The organism is Kosakonia sp. 1610 (assembly GCF_050435845.1).
GTDB classification, from domain to species: Bacteria; Pseudomonadota; Gammaproteobacteria; order Enterobacterales; family Enterobacteriaceae; genus Kosakonia; species Kosakonia cowanii.
Map to the genome: position 1 here is coordinate 1,161,770 of NZ_JBNDKZ010000001.1, position 15,706 is coordinate 1,177,475.

Genomic DNA, 15,706 nt, shown 5'->3' on the forward strand with positions numbered 1-15,706 from the left:
ATGCAAAATACCCATTAAAGGCTGTGAATAATGACTATGCGTGATGAGAACTACTTTACTGAAAAATATGGTATGACCCCGACACACTCGGAAGTGCTGAACGCGATGAACTACATCACGCTAGGCAAGGTGCTCGATCTCGGCTGCGGTAACGGACGCAACAGCCTCTACCTGGCGAATAAAGACTTTGACGTCACGGCATGGGATAAAAACCCCAACAGCCTGAGCAATCTGCAACGCATTCGTGACGCGGAAGGGCTGCATAACCTGCATATCGACAGCGTCGATTTAAATAGCCTCACTTTCGACGGCGAATATGACTTTATTCTCTCCACCGTGGTGATGATGTTCCTCGAAGCGAAAACCATTCCGGGGCTGATTGCGAACATGCAGCGCTGCACCAAACCGGGCGGGCATAACCTGATTGTCGCGGCGATGGATACCGCCGATTATCCGTGCAACGTCGGCTTTCCGTTTGCTTTCAAAGAGGGTGAGCTGCGTAACTACTACGCGGGCTGGGAACTGCTGAAATATAACGAAGAGGTGGGGGAACTGCACCGCACCGATGAGCAGGGCAACCGCATCAAACTGCGCTTCGCCACGCTGCTGGCGCATAAACCGGCGTGATAAAAAATGCAGCCCGTTGCCGGGCTGCTTTATCTTAACGGGCCGCCAGCAGGCAGAGCTGCAACGCCACGTTGTAGGAGGCTTCAAACGCGCGCAGGGGTAAAAACTCAAAGCGCGAGTGGAAGTTGTGCGCGCCGGTAAAGAAGTTTGGCGTTAACAAACCCTTAGCCGAAAGCGCCGCACCGTCCGTACCGCCGCGCATCGGCGTCGGTTTTGGCGTAATGCCGAGCGTCTCCATCGCCTCGAACATCAGATCGATGGCGCGGCGGTCTTCACCAATCGCATTACTGATATTGCTGTAGATATCGCTGACGCGGTACTCCACTTTTGCCGTCGGGTATTGCGCGGCAATCATCTCAGCGACTTCGCCAATCTGCGCTTTGCGGCGGGCGAAACTCTCTTTATCGAAATCACGAATGCTGGCGCTCAGGCTGGCATGTCCCTGAACGGCTTCCATGCCGTTAAACCAGATATAGCCTTCACGGCCTTCGGTATTTTCCGGCGTCTGTTGGCGGTCGAAATGGCTGATATAATCCATCGCCATCAGCAGTGGGTTAACCAGCACGCCTTTGGCCGACATCGGGTGCGCAGTGACGCCAGTAAAGTCGATCTGCGCGCTGGCACCATTGAAGTTCTCGTAAACAATCTCACCCAGCTCGCAGCAGTCGATAGTCCACGCGAAATCGACGTCAAAACGCGCCAGATCCAGCGCTTTCGCGCCGCGCAATCCAACCTCTTCATCGGGAACAAAGGCCACCACAATATCGCCGTGGCGATGTTCGGCCGTCAGGTTCTCCAGCAGCGTCATCACCACCGTTACTGCGGCTTTGTTATCCGCGCCGAGCACGCTGGTGCCGTCACTAAAAATAATCTCTTCGCCGGGATAGGCGAGGATCTCCGGGTGCTCCTGCACGCGCAGCCAGATATCTTCTTTGGCATTCAGGCAGAGATCTTCACCCTCAAAACGCAGGATTTGCGGATGAATATGCGGCGACAAACCAACATCAACGGTATCGATATGGGTGATAAAACCGATGCGCGGCGCGCCGTCAACGTTGCCTTTTTTCACCGCCGTAACCGTGGCGCGATCGTCGATAACAATCTCCTCAAGACCGAGGGATTTCAACTCGTTGGCCAGCTCGCGGGCCATATCAAACTGGCCGGGCGTGGTGGGAAGGGTGGTGGCATTTGCGTCGCTTTGACTGGTGATACTCAGGTAGCGAAAGAAGCGCTGCGTTAATTGACTGGCTAGCGGCGAGGGCATAGTGATTCCTTCTTTATTCGTATTATCAGGTGTTTGCAATTTCACTTTAATGTTATTTATGAGCAGGCAAACAACAAGCATTAAAAATAAAACAACAGGAAACACTATGATTAGCAAACCGACAACACTTGCTCTGGCGTTGACCACGTTGATAGTCACTTCTTCTGTGGCGGCGAAAACACTGGTTTATTGCTCTGAAGGCTCACCGGAAAACTTTAACCCGCAGCTTTACACCTCCGGCACCAGCGTGGATGCCAGCGCGGTTCCGGTTTATAACCGGCTGGTCGATTTCAAAGCCGGTACCACCGAGTTACAGCCGAGCCTCGCCGAGCGCTGGGAGGTCAGCGAAGATGGCAAGGTCTACACCTTTCATCTGCGCAAAAATGTGAAGTTTCAGAGCAATAAATACTTCAAGCCGACGCGGGACTTTAATGCTGATGATGTGATTTTCTCGTTTATGCGGCAAAAAGATCCGAAAAACCCCTACCACAACGTCTCTAACGGTACCTACTCCAACTTTGAAAGCCTCGAATTTGGCTCACTGATTACTGCCATCGATAAAGTGGACGATCACACGGTGCGCTTTACGCTGGCGCACCCTGAAGCGCCATTTGTCGCCGATCTGGCGTGGTATTTCGCCTCGATTCTCTCCGCCGAATATGCCGATGCGATGTTAAAAGCCGGTACGCCCCAGCGCGTCGACAGCGACCCGGTCGGTACCGGGCCGTTCCGCCTGGCGCAGTACCAGAAAGATTCCCGCATTCTCTTTACTGCCTTCGATGATTACTGGCAGGGGCGTTCGAAAATCGACCGCCTGGTGTTCAGCATCACGCCGGATGCCTCGGTGCGCGTGGCAAAACTGGAGAAAAATGAGTGCCAGGTGATGCCGTTCCCGAACCCGGCCGATCTGCCGCGCCTGAAAGAGAACAAAGATATTACGCTGATGAGCAAAGCGGGGCTCAACACCGGTTTCCTCGCCTTCAACACGCAAAAAGCGCCGCTCGATAATGTGAAAGTGCGCCAGGCGCTGGCGATGGCGATTAACAAACCGGCGATCATCAAAGCGGTCTTCCAGGGCACCGGCACGGCGGCGAAAAACCTGCTGCCGCCAGGCGTCTGGAGTGCGGACAGCGAGCTGAAAGATTACGACTATGATCCGGAAAAAGCGAAGGCGCTGCTGAAAGAGGCGGGGCTGCCACCGGGCACCACCATCGATCTGTGGGCGATGCCGGTTCAGCGCCCCTATAACCCCAACGCTAAGCGCATGGCGGAGATGATCCAGGCGGACTGGGCAAAAGTGGGCGTGCAGGCGAAAGTGGTGACCTACGAGTGGGGCGAATACCTGAAGCGGGTGAAGAGCGGCGAACACCAGGCGGCGTTAATGGGCTGGACCACCGCCACCGGCGACCCGGATAACTTCTTCGGCCCGCTCTTTACCTGCACCGCGGCTAACGGCGGCTCTAACTCGGCGAAATGGTGCTACAAACCGTTCGATCAGCTGATTGCCGAGGCGAAGGCGACCACCGATCACGACAAACGCGTCGCGCTCTACAAACAGGCGCAGCAGATGATGCACGACCAGATGCCGGCGGTGATGATTGCTCACTCAACGATTTTCGAGCCGGTGCGCAAAGAGGTGCAGGGCTATGAGGTCGACCCGTTTGGCAAGCACCTCTTCTGGCAGGTGGATCTGAAAAAGTAAACGTTTTGCCGCCTGTTATGCAGGCGGCATTCTCTTAACAGAGTGACGGTTTGCGCCGCACGAACCACGTCTCCGGGCGGGTAAACATCACCAGGTTGCCCGTCAGGATCAGCCCCAGCCCCAGTACCCCCTGCGCATGCCACTGGTACCCCTCATAAAAGGTTGAAACGGTCAGCGCCACAAGGGGAAAGAGCAGGGTGCTGTATGCCGCTTTGCCGGGGCCGATGCGGCCGACCAGCGTAAAGTAGGCACCGAAGCCAATCACCGAGCCAAACAGGGCAAGATAGACCAGCGCGCCAAGATAGCTGACGCTCCACAGCGGCGTGAAATCCTCGCCGCGCAGCAGCGCAACCGCGCCCATAATCAGCGTGCCGTAGAGCATCGCCCAGCTATTAGTGGTGGCGATCTCAAGCCCGTTACGCTGATGGCGCAGGCTGATCATATTGCCAAACGAGAAGCCGAGCGTGCCGAGCGCCGACAGCGCAATGCCCAGTAATACGCTGCTGCTCCAGCCGCTGGCCACCAGATCCTGCCAGAAGAGGGTGACGATCCCGGCCAGCCCCATCAGCGCGGCGGCAAAAAAGCGTGCAGGCGGTCTCTGCCCGAAGAAGAGGAAGCTGTTGACGGCGTTAAACAGTACCGCCATCGAAAAGATCACCGACTCCAGCCCGGTGTTAATCCACGCCGCGGCGGTATAAAAGCACCAGAAGTTGAAGCCAAAAACGCACGCGCCCTGCAACAGGCAGAAGAGGTGATCGCGCCGTGACAGCGCACGTAGTTTGCGCCGCGCCAGCAGCACTAGCATCATCACCGTGGTCGCCAGCGCGAAGCGCCAGAAGATCGACACCGGTGCCGCCACCGGCCCTTGCTGCAGAAAAATGGCAATCCACGTTGTGCCCCAAATCACCACCACCAGACTATAAAGTAATGCGTTCATATCGCTTCCCGTTCCCTTTCATGAACGCCCATTGTCATCTGGCGCGGCAAGGCTGGCTTGCACCGGCTTGCGGGCAACTTGCATATTCTTGCGCTTTTCTTTACACAACGCTGGCTTCTGCGATTCGCTCTTCATAGACTGGGGATCTGATTGAGAAAGGATAAGTACCGCGAATGTCTGATAGCTATGACGCCTTTGAAAACCTGCGCAAACACAACGCCGTGTTGCATAACTCGGTGGCGCTGCACGACGGGATTCAGCTGGCGGCGTGGTCCAACAAACGCGATACCATCACCCAGTATTGCAACCACCACACCCTCAGTCTTTATATTGCCGACGGCTATGAGAGCTATCACAAAACCGCCTCCGGCTGGAAAAACGGCGGCGGGCCGGATCGCTTCTGTTTGATGCCAAAAGAGAGCGAGTCGGTGTGGGATATTCGCGACAATCTCGCCTTTGTGCACCTCTACTGCACCGATGAGCATCTGCGTGAGGTGGGGGAGAAAGTGTGGGATCGCAGCCCGGCAAATTTCACCCTCGATGAAAAGACCTTCTCCCAGGATGCAAGCATCACCGCGCTCTACCGCCAGTTTCTGCTTGGCTGCGACTGGCAGCAAAACGCCAACCAGCTGACGCTCAGCACCGCCTCGACGCTGTTGCTGACGCACCTCGTTCAGCACTACAGCAATGTGCAGTGGCAACTGCCGACAATTACCGGCGGACTGGCACCCGTCGCGCTGCGCAATGTGCTGGAGTACATCGAGGCGCACCTTGGCGAGCCGCTGCTGCTCTGCGATCTCGCCGCGCAGGTTTCACTCAGCGAGTACCACTTCGCGCGGATGTTTCGCCAGTCGATGGGTGTGGCGCCGCACCAGTTTGTGATGCAGCGCCGCATGGCGCGTGCGAAAGCGCTGCTGCTGAACAGTAACCGGTCGCTGACCGATATCGCGCTGGCCTGCGGATTCAACTCCGCCAGCCACTTCAGCAACCGCTTTAAAGCGGCGAAGGGCATCACCCCCTCGCAGCTTCGCGCGACGCAAAAACGTTAATTCGCCGCCTGCGCCGCAGGCGTTAACCCGCGCCCCGGCAGCGTGCGGCAGGCGCCACCTTGCGCCGACGGTGCCGCATCCGGGTAGATCTCATCCGGCGTGATATAGACCTGGCTTGTCGCCACAAATCCATCGCTGAAGGTCGCTTCCACAAATGTCGCCTGCCAGCCCGTTTCCGGCGGCCTCAATGCCAGGCTGAGCGTGTTGCCGGACATCGCAGGCGGCGGCGAGGCTTCATATCTCACGCCACAGGCATAACGGAAATCCCGTGCCAGCGGGTTGTTCGCGCGCCAGACCACCACTTTTTCCGGCTGCCCGGAGAAATGGAGCACCAGGTTATCTGAACCCTGGCGGCGCTCGGAAATGGCAGGCAGAGCTTTACGGGCCTGGAAACGGTTAACGAAGGCAATCAGCGATGGCTCAGCGACGGAAAGCACCGCCTCATGGGATGCGTTCGCCACGACCCGCAGCGACTTCTCGCCCGGTAAGCGCGGGTAGTAGAACCGGCTGTTGTCAGGCGTGTAAAAATCATCTCCGCTGGCATTAATCACATACTTCTTTATTTTCAGCCGCTCGCCCGCTTTGCTGCGCAAATAGGACATCGGATCCAGCACGCGCATCAGCCGGGCAAAATTATCGGTGGCGATCTGCTGGTCGATCTGCTGGCGATAGTAGGGGTAAAAGGCGACAGGCCAGTTGTTGCCATAGGAGCGATACATATGATCCAGCGCGGCGCGGGTATTAAGCAGATCCACCGCAAACGGCACCACGGCGACCACGTCCGGGTCGGATATCGCCGCAAGCCACGCAGCCCAACCGCGCTTTGACGCGCCAGTGACGATAAACTTTGCGATTTTCTGTTGTGAAAGCTCCCGTTTCACCAGCCGGAACGCCTGCGATACCGATGCAGCCATCGGGATCTGCAATGGCGCATCGCCACTCTCCAGAAACCGTTTCCAGCTGTAGGCGACGCTGTCATCTTCCGTCAACGGCGTTGAATTGCCCTGATAGTGCAGCGGCTGGTTCGGCACATTGCTGATCGAGACCACCACGGTGTGGGTGGCAAGCGCAATGCGCGCCAGCGATGCTTCATTGAAACTGGTCGCTCTGCCGGCATCGTTATTCACCACCATCAGCGCAACGGTCGGTTTGGCGGCATCAGGAAGATAGATATCCACCTGGTGCTCCCAGCGTATCGGGCGTACCGCATCTTGCGGTGACCAGTTTTGCGAATGGAGCACATAGCGCTGCACCTTTACGCCGGGCAGTTCACGGGTGTCCAGCCGCACATAATTGACCGGGTGCGACGCAAGTGACTGACGATACTCAGCAAGGGTGTCAGCGAGCGACGAGGGAAGTGGCGCCGTAAGCGCGATCATAAAAAACAGGTAAGTGGCAGTTTTCACCGAAAGACTCCTTTCATTAATTCATTACAGATCCGCTGTAGGGTGAGGCCATCCCATAACTAAACGGAATGCCTCTGTACGAATTATGATCAGGAGTGATTAAAAAGTCACCTGTTTCGTTGCTCAGGTTTTATTCACACGACTGAAGATGAAGTAGCAGAGACCGCCGATAACCAGCCCCCAGAAGGCCGATCCCAGACCGAGCAAGGTGATGCCGCTGGCAGTGATTAAGAAGGTGACAATTGCCGCATCGCGTTCGCGCGGAGCGTTCAGCGCCTGGTGCAGGCTGCCGCTGATGGTGCCGAGCAGCGCAAGGCCTGCCAGCATCTGCAACCAGCTTGCGGGCAACGCCGCCAGCAGCCCGGTAATCGAGCCGCCAAATACTCCGGCAAGCAGATAGAACACCCCGGCCGCCGCGGCGGCTAACCAGCGCTTGCTGGCATCGGGATGCGCATCCGGGCTTTGGCAGATCGCCGCGGTAATGGCGGCGATCGACACCGAAAAGACGCCAAACGGCGAGAGCAGCAGCGCCAGCACGCCGATAAAGATCATCAACGGTGACACCGAGGGCCTGAAGCCTGCGGCCTGCATGGTGGCGAAACCGGGCGCATTTTGCGACGCCATGGTGACCAGAAAGAGGGGCAGGCCAATGCTCACCAGCGACGCCCAGTGAAACACCGGCGCGGTAAACTGTGGCGCAACGGGAGCAAGGCTGATGGCCTGCGGCGTCACGTCCCCGCTTAGCCATGCAACCAATGCGCCAATCAGCAGCGTGGCGACAATCGCGTAGCGCGGCGCAATGGCTTTGGCGATAAGCCACGCCAGCAGCATCGATCCGCCAAGCACAATATCTCCCTGAAGGTGGGAAAACGCCTGCAAACCAAAACGCAGCAGGATGCCCGCCAGCATCGCAGCGGCAAGCGTCGGCGGAATAACTTTCATCAGGCGGGCGAACAGGCCAGTCACGCCGCACAGCACAATCAGCCCATTGGCGAAGATAAAGATGCCAACCGCCTCATTAAGTGAAACGCCCTGCAAACTGGTTGCCAGCAGCGCTGCGCCCGGCGTCGACCATGCGGTTAACACCGGCATGCGATACCAGACGCTCAGCACCAGCGTGCTGACGCCCATTGCCACGCCGAGGGCGGTCATCCAGCCAGCGATCTGCTCAGGCGTTGCCCCGGCAGCGGAGGCCGCCTGCCAGATAATGGCTGCCGAGCTGGCATAACCGACCAGCACGGCGACAAATCCCGCCAGTACCGTGTTAAAGGGAAGAGAGGAGGAGAGTGAAAGTGTGGCCGGGCGCATGTGGGTGCCTTGTGCGTTATAACATCCGCACAAGGTAGCACCGTGCGCTATAGCGCACAAGATGGCGGGCAGGATTTTGTCTATGCGCCAGAGGTAAAAATGTGAGCCATCTCCGCTCCTGATGGCGATAGCAGATTTCTCAATGTTGCTAGCAGCTAATTTCATCCGCCCCGGAATTTTCTGCGTTATGTTTCCGGTAACAATGAGGAGAAGCTGATGGATAAATTACTGTTTGGTGCCGCCTATTACCGCGAATATTTGCCGATGGAACGCCTGCACGAAGATATTAAATTGATGAAAGAGGCGGGAATTAATTATGTGCGCATCGCCGAGAGCACCTGGAGCACGTTTGAGCCGCAGGAAGGGGAGTTTGATTTCAGTTCGGTGCTTACGGTACTGGATGAAATGCATAAAAACGGTATTGCCGTGATTATCGGCACGCCGACCTATGCCTTACCGGCATGGCTGGCAAAAAAATATCCGGATGTGATGGCCACCACCAGTAGCGGGAAAAATGTCTACGGTCACCGGCAAAAGATGGATATTACCCACCCCGCTTTTTTATGGTATGCCGAGCGCATTATTCGCGCCTTATTAACGGCAACGGCGAACCATCCGGCAGTCATTGGTTTTCAAATCGATAACGAAACGAAATATTACGATACCTGCTCAGCCGGGGCGCAAATCGAGTTCGTGAAATACCTTAAAAAAGAGTTCAACAACAGTACGCAGGAGTTGAATCACGCTTTTGGGCTGGATTACTGGAGTAATCGCATTGATGCCTGGGAAGATTTTCCGCCAATTGAAGGGACGATTAATGCCAGCCTCGGCTGCGCCTTTAAACAATTTCAGCGTTCGCTGGTGACGCGTTTTCTCGGCTGGCAGGCAGAGATTGTGAAAGGCTATAAAAACGATACGCAGTTTATTACCCATAACTTTGATTTTGACTGGCGCAACTGGTCGTATGGTATTCGCGCCGAGGTCGACCATTTTAAAACCGCCAGCGTGCTGGATATTACCGGCGTGGATGTCTATCACCCGAGCCAGTTTCAACTCACCGGCGCGGAAATTTCTTTTACCGGCGATCTTGCGAGGGTGACAAAAGATCAGCCCTATTTTGTGCTGGAAACCCAGGCGCAGGCCTTTAAAGAGTGGACGCCTTTCCCGGGGCAGCTGCGCCAGCAGGCCTGGAGTCATGTTGCCAGCGGTGCAAGGCTGCTGGGTTACTGGCACTGGCACTCGATTCACAACTCATACGAAACGTACTGGAAAGGGTTGCTCAGCCACGATCTGCAACCCAATCCGGTCTATCACGAGGCCTGCACGATCGGCGCCGAGTTTAACCAACACGCGGCAACCGTAACGCGCTTCTCACGCCGCAGCCGGGTGGCGCTGGTGATCAGTAATGAATGTTTAACCGCTATCGACTGGCACCCATACCACGGCCATCAGTTTAGCCGCGATGCGCTGCACCAATATAACGACCTGTTCCGCGACTATTACGACACGCTCTATAAGATGAATATCGAAGTGGATATTATCGCCGTCGACGATCCGCGCCTGTTCCGTTATGAAATGCTGATCTTCCCGCTGCTATATAGCGTCAGCGACGAGCGCTTACAGGAGATTAATCGTTATATTGCGCAGGGCGGCCATGCCATTTTCTCCTTTAAATCCGCTTTTGCCGACGAGCATATGAAAGTGCGCACCTGCGCACAGCCGGGAATTATCAGCGAAGCGATCGGTGCCCACTATCAACTCTTTGTTGATCCGGACCGCACCTTATTACATTCAGAACGCCTCGACCTTTCTGCCGACGAGGTGCAAATCAGCGACTGGATGGAGTTAATCACTCCTGATGAAAACACCGAGGTGTTGGCGCGTTACGACCATCCTTACTGGCAACAGTATGCGGCAATCACGCACAACCGCTACGGGCAGGGAACCGCCAGCTATATTGGTTGCCATATCACCTCCGCAGCACTGGAAAAAGTGTATCGCCATGTCCTGCGCAATACCCTTTATCAACACGACGCTATGCCGACAGAAACCTTCCCGGTGATTATTAAGCGCGGCGTTGATAAAGATGAAAATATCCTCCTCTACTATTTCAACTACAGTAGTGAGCCGCAAACCGTCACGTTTACTGAGCCCGGCGGGCAACTGCTGTTTAGCGGTAAAACCCTCAGGCAGAATGAGGTAATAACGCTCAAGGATTGGGATGTGCAAATTATTCTCGTGGAGAGTACAAAATGAGTGCATTAACGATTGAAGAGCAGCAAAGCGAAACCAGCACGCCCGGTTTTCGCGAGCGTTTCGCCTTTGGCCTTGGCGATTATGGTACGAATTTAACCTATACCCTGATGGTGACGTTCCTCGCCTATTTTTATACCGACGTGGTCGGTATTTCAGCGGTGCTAGTCGGGTCGCTGATGTTTTTCGCCCGCGTTATCGATGGCGTTATTTGTGTCTTTGTCGGGATCCGCATCGATAAAACCGATACCCGGCTGGGTAAAGCGCGCCCGTGGGTGTTATGGACCGCCGTACCATTTGGGTTGTCAGCATTTTTAATGGCAACGGTGCCCGGCATCAGCGATAGCGGCAAGATTATCTATGTTTGCGTCACCTATTTGCTGGCGAACATCTTTTTCACCGCCAACAATATTGCCTATGGCTCACTGCTGGCGTTGATAACCCGCGATACCTATCAGCGCGGTATTTTGAGCGTCTTCCGTAAAGGCTTATCAACCTGCGGTTCGCTGACGGTAGGCGCATTTACGCTGCCGCTGGTCGCCGCCTTTGGAAATAGCCACACCTCATGGGTAATTGTGTTCGCCATTTTTGGTTTCTTTACTGCGTTGTGCCTGTTATTAACCGCCGCCTGGACGCGGGAGCGCATCAAACCGGTCAATAAGGAGAATCGCAACAATATCCGTGCGGGGGTCGTTGCCGCCTCGATGCTGAAAAACCGCTACTGGCTGATGATCTTCTTTTATCTGCTGATCACCTTTACCAGCTTAACGGCGCTCTCAACTACCAGCGTCTACTACTCGCGCTATATTTTGCAGGATGTCTCAATGATGTCGTGGATTAGCGTGGCGCAATACCTGCCGGGGCTGATCACGCTATTAGTTATTCCTTATCTCATCAAGCGGCTGGGTAAACGCAATTTAGCGCTGCTCGGGCTGACCATTTGCAGCATTGCCTATTTACTGCCGTTAATTGATAAAACCAGCTCGCTGTTTGTGATTCTTGCCACCGTGGTGCGCAGCATCGGTTTTTGCGGCATCGGTGCCACGATGTTCGCCTTCCTTGCTGACACCATTGATTACGGCGAGTGGAAAACCGGGCTGCGCATCGAGGGGATCTTATTCAGCGCCGGAACATTAGGCCAGACGCTCGGCATGGGGCTGGGCAGCGCGAGCGTGGGCTGGATCCTTGGCGCGGCCGGTTTCGTCAGCGGCGGCAATGCCCAGCAGTCAAAACATGTGCTTGATATGATTGAGTTCTTATTTATTTTCTTCCCGTTTATCCTCGCCATGCTGAATATGGTGCTGATCTGGTTTTATAAACTGGATGGTTTTTATGACCGCGTGGCGGCCGATCTCTCGCGTGGTGTATTCGCCAAATAAATGACTCGCCGCAGGCGGCTGCGGCTTTTCCTCTTTGCCTGTGCTAGCGTAAGGACGCTCAATAATGTGGCCGCAAACACTTCCCATGAATGACGTCGATGATGAATTGCTGATCTACTCGCCTTTAATGCGTAGCTTTACCTTTAACGCCTATCTGGTGGCGGGTTATACGCCTATCGTCAAAGGCAATAAGCTGGACTTTTTTATTAACCGCCAGCAGGGGATGAAAGGCTATATTTTAAATATTACCCTGCGTGGTGCAGGGGTAATTCACCGTAATAACGAGACGTTTATCTGCCGGGAGAACGATATTTTGCTTTTCCCTCCCGGTTGCCCGCATCACTATGGCCGTGAAGCGCAAACTACTTACTGGGATCATTTGTGGATCTATTTTATTCCACGACCTTACTGGATTGACTGGCTGAAATGGGATCGTAACTGGCATCAGATTGGCCTGACGCAAAGCGCCGATTCGATTTTTGTCGAGCAGCTAAAAACAGCGGTGAAAGAGGTGATTCGGCTTAATTCCTCGCCAGACCGCGTGGATAAGATCCTCGCCATGAATAGCCTGGAGAAAGCGCTGCTTTACTGTTTCAAACAGCAGCCGGCGAGTAATCGCGCCTCGGTCGACCCGCGCATCAACGCTATTTGCCAATATCTTGATGAGAATCTGGCGGCTAAACTGACGATTAGCGAACTGGCGGCAAAAGCCTATCTTTCATCCTCGCGGCTGGCGCATCTTTTTCGTCAGGAAATTGGCATGACAATTTGGGGCTGGCGGGAAAAGCAGCGCATGAGCCGGGCAGCGATGTTATTACAGCATACGCAGCTGACTATTTCGCAAATCGCCCAGGTCGTGGGCTATGACGACGCGCTCTATTTTTCGCGTCTTTTTCATCAGCAATACCATGTCGGGCCGCGGGAATACCGCAAGCGGTATGAGCAGTTACATTCGCTTTAGTTTCGCTCTCTAAAATAGAAACGCTGCGCTATACTCGCTGCGTTTTAATTTCCCGGAGACGGTATGAATATCGCGGATTATCTGGCAAAAACCCTGAAAATGCTGCGTCAGGCGCGGGGCTGGAGCCTTTCAAAACTCGCAGAAGAGACCGGCGTCTCAAAAGCGATGCTCGGGCAGATCGAACGCAACGAGTCGAGCCCGACGGTGGCGACGCTGTGGAAAATCGCCACCGGCTTAAATGTGCCGTTCTCAACCTTTATTGCGCCGCCACAGAGCGACACGCCGCACGCTTACGATCCCGATCGGCAGGCGATGGTGATCACGCCGCTTTTCCCGTGGGATGAACAGCTCCATTTTGACCTCTTCTCCATTACGCTTGCACCTGGCGCGCTGAGTGAATCCACGCCTCATGAAAAAGGGGTGATTGAACATGTGGTGGTCATCAATGGGGTGCTGGATATGCAGCTTAACGGCGAGTGGCAGACGCTGGAGGCGGGGAGCGGGGTGCGTTTCGCGGCTGACCAGGCGCATGCTTATCGTAACAGCAGCGCGCAAACCGTACATTTCCACTCGTTAATCCACTATCCAAAAGAAAAAGCCGCGAGCGAACCCGCGGCAAAAAACGACGACGATTAATACCCCATAACATCCACAACGTGACGATTTCTGTTCCTGTCACCACACTATCGCGCCAGCGCCGCCGGGGGAAATAGCGATTTCGGCATAGCATTGTCGCCTGGCGCAAATTCCCGGCACGACAGGTGGTGTAACGCCCCGGTTCTGACTACAATAGCCGCCATTTTGCACATAATGGATAACGACGATTGTATGCGCCTGCACCCTCATCATCTTGAACTGCTCAGCCCGGCTCGCGACACCGCCATCGCCCGTGAAGCGATCCTTCACGGCGCGGACGCGGTCTATATTGGCGGCCCCGGCTTCGGCGCCCGCCATAACGCCGGCAACAGCCTGCGCGATATTGCCGAACTGGTGCCGTTCGCCCATCGCTATGGCGCGAAGGTGTTTATCACCCTCAACACCATTCTTCATGATGATGAACTGGAACCGGCGCAGAAACTGATCGGCGATCTCTACCAGGCCGGTGTTGATGCGCTGATTGTGCAGGATATGGGCGTACTGGAGATGGATATCCCGCCGATTGAGCTGCATGCCAGCACCCAGTGCGATATCCGCAGCGTTGAAAAAGCCAAATTCCTCTCTGACGTTGGCTTCAGCCAGATTGTGCTGGCGCGCGAGCTGAATCTGGAGCAGATCCGCGCCATTCACCAGGCGACGGACGCGACCATTGAGTTCTTTATTCACGGCGCGCTCTGCGTGGCCTACTCCGGGCAGTGCAACATCTCCCATGCACAAACCGGGCGCAGCGCCAACCGTGGCGACTGTTCGCAGGCCTGCCGTCTGCCTTATACCCTGAAAGACGATCAGGGCCGCGTCGTGGCCTATGAAAAGCATCTGCTGTCGATGAAAGATAACGATCAGACCGCTAACCTGGCGGCGCTGATCGACGCGGGCGTGCGCTCCTTTAAAATTGAGGGGCGATACAAAGATATGAGCTACGTGAAAAACATCACCGCTCACTATCGCCAGATGCTCGATGCGATTATCGACGATCGCCCGGAGCTGGCGCGCGCCTCCGCCGGACGCACCGAGCACTTCTTTATTCCTTCGACGGATAAAACCTTCCATCGCGGCAGCACCGACTACTTTGTTAACGCGCGCAAAATCGATATCGGCGCGTTTGACTCACCGAAATTCGTCGGCCTGCCGGTGGGTGAAGTGCTCAAAGTGGGCAAGGATCATCTCGACGTGGAAGTGACCGAACCGCTGGCCAATGGCGACGGGCTGAACGTGCTGGTGAAGCGTGAAGTGGTTGGTTTCCGCGTTAACGTGGCAGAAAAAACCGCCGAAAACCGTTACCGCGTCTTCCCGAACGAGATGCCGGATGCGCTGAAAACCCTGCGTCCGCATCATGCGCTCAACCGCAACCTCGATCACAACTGGCAGCAGGCGCTGCTGAAAACCTCCAGCGAGCGGCGCATCGGCGTTGATATTGAGCTGGGCGGCTGGCAGGAGCAGCTGGTGCTGACGCTGACCAGCGAAGATGGCGTCAGCGTGACTCATACGCTGGATGGCCAGTTCGATGAAGCTAATAACGCGGAAAAAGCGCTCGATAACCTGAAAGATGGCCTGGCAAAGCTGGGGCAAACCCGTTACTACGCGCAGAAGATCGACATCAACCTGCCGGGGGCGCTGTTTGTGCCCAACAGCCTGCTCAACCAGCTGCGCCGTGAAACCGTGGAGATGCTGGAAGAGGCACGTCTGGCGAGCTATCAGCGCGGCAGCCGTAAAGCGGTGGCGACGCCTGCGCCGGTCTACCCGGAAACCCATCTCTCGTTCCTCGCCAACGTTTACAACCATAAAGCGCGTGAATTCTATCACCGCTATGGCGTGCAGCTGATTGACGCGGCGTATGAAGCTCACGAAGAGAAGGGCGAAGTACCGGTGATGATCACCAAACACTGCCTGCGCTTTGCCTTTAACCTCTGTCCGAAACAGGCGAAGGGCAATATCAAAAGCTGGCGCGCGACGCCGATGCAGCTGGTGCACGGCGATGAGGTGTTAACCCTGCGCTTCGATTGCCGCCCGTGTGAAATGCACGTGATCGGCAAGATGAAAAACCACATCCTCAAGATGCCGCTGCCGGGCAGCGTAGTGGCCTCAATCAGCCCCGATGATCTGCTGAAAACCTTACCGAAAAACAGATAACCCGCAGGGTGGCGTAATGCCACCCTGTTTTGT

General features: G+C 55.6%; 12 protein-coding genes. 8 read left to right on the plus strand and 4 right to left on the minus strand.

Going from position 1 to position 15,706, the window contains the following annotated elements; all coding sequences use genetic code 11:
• Positions 1-30: 30 nt before the first annotated feature.
• Positions 31-627, plus strand: a complete 597-nt coding sequence (gene tehB, locus ABIC80_RS05620; protein ID WP_429175909.1) for a tellurite resistance methyltransferase TehB — start codon at positions 31-33, stop codon at positions 625-627.
• 34 nt (positions 628-661) lie between these two features.
• On the opposite strand, the gene pepT is transcribed toward tehB, so the two are convergent.
• Entirely contained in the window at positions 662-1,891 is a 1,230-nt protein-coding gene (pepT, locus tag ABIC80_RS05625; RefSeq protein ID WP_429175911.1) for a peptidase T, read from the minus strand.
• Between the two features lie 106 nt (positions 1,892-1,997).
• Between pepT and ABIC80_RS05630 the strand changes: the two genes are divergently transcribed.
• Positions 1,998-3,593 (plus strand): ABC transporter substrate-binding protein, encoded by a 1,596-nt coding sequence (locus ABIC80_RS05630; RefSeq protein WP_429175913.1) that lies wholly within the window; start codon positions 1,998-2,000, stop codon positions 3,591-3,593.
• A gap of 34 nt (positions 3,594-3,627) precedes the next feature.
• On the opposite strand, the gene ABIC80_RS05635 is transcribed toward ABIC80_RS05630, so the two are convergent.
• Complete coding sequence (locus ABIC80_RS05635) at positions 3,628-4,530, minus strand: DMT family transporter (RefSeq protein WP_429175916.1); 903 nt, start codon at positions 4,528-4,530, stop codon at positions 3,628-3,630.
• A gap of 173 nt (positions 4,531-4,703) precedes the next feature.
• Between ABIC80_RS05635 and ABIC80_RS05640 the strand changes: the two genes are divergently transcribed.
• Positions 4,704-5,579 carry a helix-turn-helix domain-containing protein gene (locus tag ABIC80_RS05640; protein ID WP_042718207.1) on the plus strand — a complete coding sequence of 292 codons (876 nt, stop codon included), beginning with the start codon at positions 4,704-4,706 and terminating at the stop codon, positions 5,577-5,579.
• Here ABIC80_RS05640 and ABIC80_RS05645 read toward each other — a convergent pair.
• Together ABIC80_RS05645 and ABIC80_RS05650 are read right to left on the minus strand one after the other, a co-directional pair.
• A complete protein-coding gene (locus ABIC80_RS05645) occupies positions 5,576-6,985 on the minus strand; it encodes a PhoPQ-activated pathogenicity-related family protein (protein WP_429175917.1) in 1,410 nt (469 codons plus the stop codon). The genes ABIC80_RS05640 and ABIC80_RS05645 overlap by 4 nt on opposite strands.
• A gap of 123 nt (positions 6,986-7,108) precedes the next feature.
• Positions 7,109-8,293 carry a benzoate/H(+) symporter BenE family transporter gene (locus tag ABIC80_RS05650; protein WP_429175920.1) on the minus strand — a complete coding sequence of 395 codons (1,185 nt, stop codon included), beginning with the start codon at positions 8,291-8,293 and terminating at the stop codon, positions 7,109-7,111.
• Between the two features lie 216 nt (positions 8,294-8,509).
• On the opposite strand from ABIC80_RS05650, the gene ABIC80_RS05655 reads away from it, so the two are divergent.
• The 5 genes from ABIC80_RS05655 to ABIC80_RS05675 all read left to right on the plus strand — a co-directional run bounded on the left by ABIC80_RS05655 (position 8,510) and on the right by ABIC80_RS05675 (position 15,673).
• Positions 8,510-10,549, plus strand: a complete 2,040-nt coding sequence (locus ABIC80_RS05655) for a beta-galactosidase (RefSeq protein WP_429175923.1) — start codon at positions 8,510-8,512, stop codon at positions 10,547-10,549.
• The gene (locus ABIC80_RS05660; protein ID WP_023478881.1) at positions 10,546-11,925 is read left to right on the plus strand and encodes an MFS transporter; all 1,380 of its coding nucleotides are present in this window, start codon (positions 10,546-10,548) and stop codon (positions 11,923-11,925) included. Before ABIC80_RS05655 ends, ABIC80_RS05660 begins: the two co-directional genes overlap by 4 nt.
• 64 nt (positions 11,926-11,989) lie before the next feature.
• Complete coding sequence (gene araC, locus ABIC80_RS05665; protein ID WP_429175925.1) at positions 11,990-12,886, plus strand: arabinose operon transcriptional regulator AraC; 897 nt, start codon at positions 11,990-11,992, stop codon at positions 12,884-12,886.
• Positions 12,887-12,949: 63 nt separating this feature from the next.
• The gene (locus tag ABIC80_RS05670; RefSeq protein ID WP_200580190.1) at positions 12,950-13,522 is read left to right on the plus strand and encodes a helix-turn-helix domain-containing protein; all 573 of its coding nucleotides are present in this window, start codon (positions 12,950-12,952) and stop codon (positions 13,520-13,522) included.
• A 192-nt stretch (positions 13,523-13,714) separates the two neighbouring features.
• Entirely contained in the window at positions 13,715-15,673 is a 1,959-nt protein-coding gene (locus tag ABIC80_RS05675) for a peptidase U32 family protein (RefSeq protein WP_200133561.1), read from the plus strand.
• Positions 15,674-15,706: the final 33 nt, after the last annotated feature.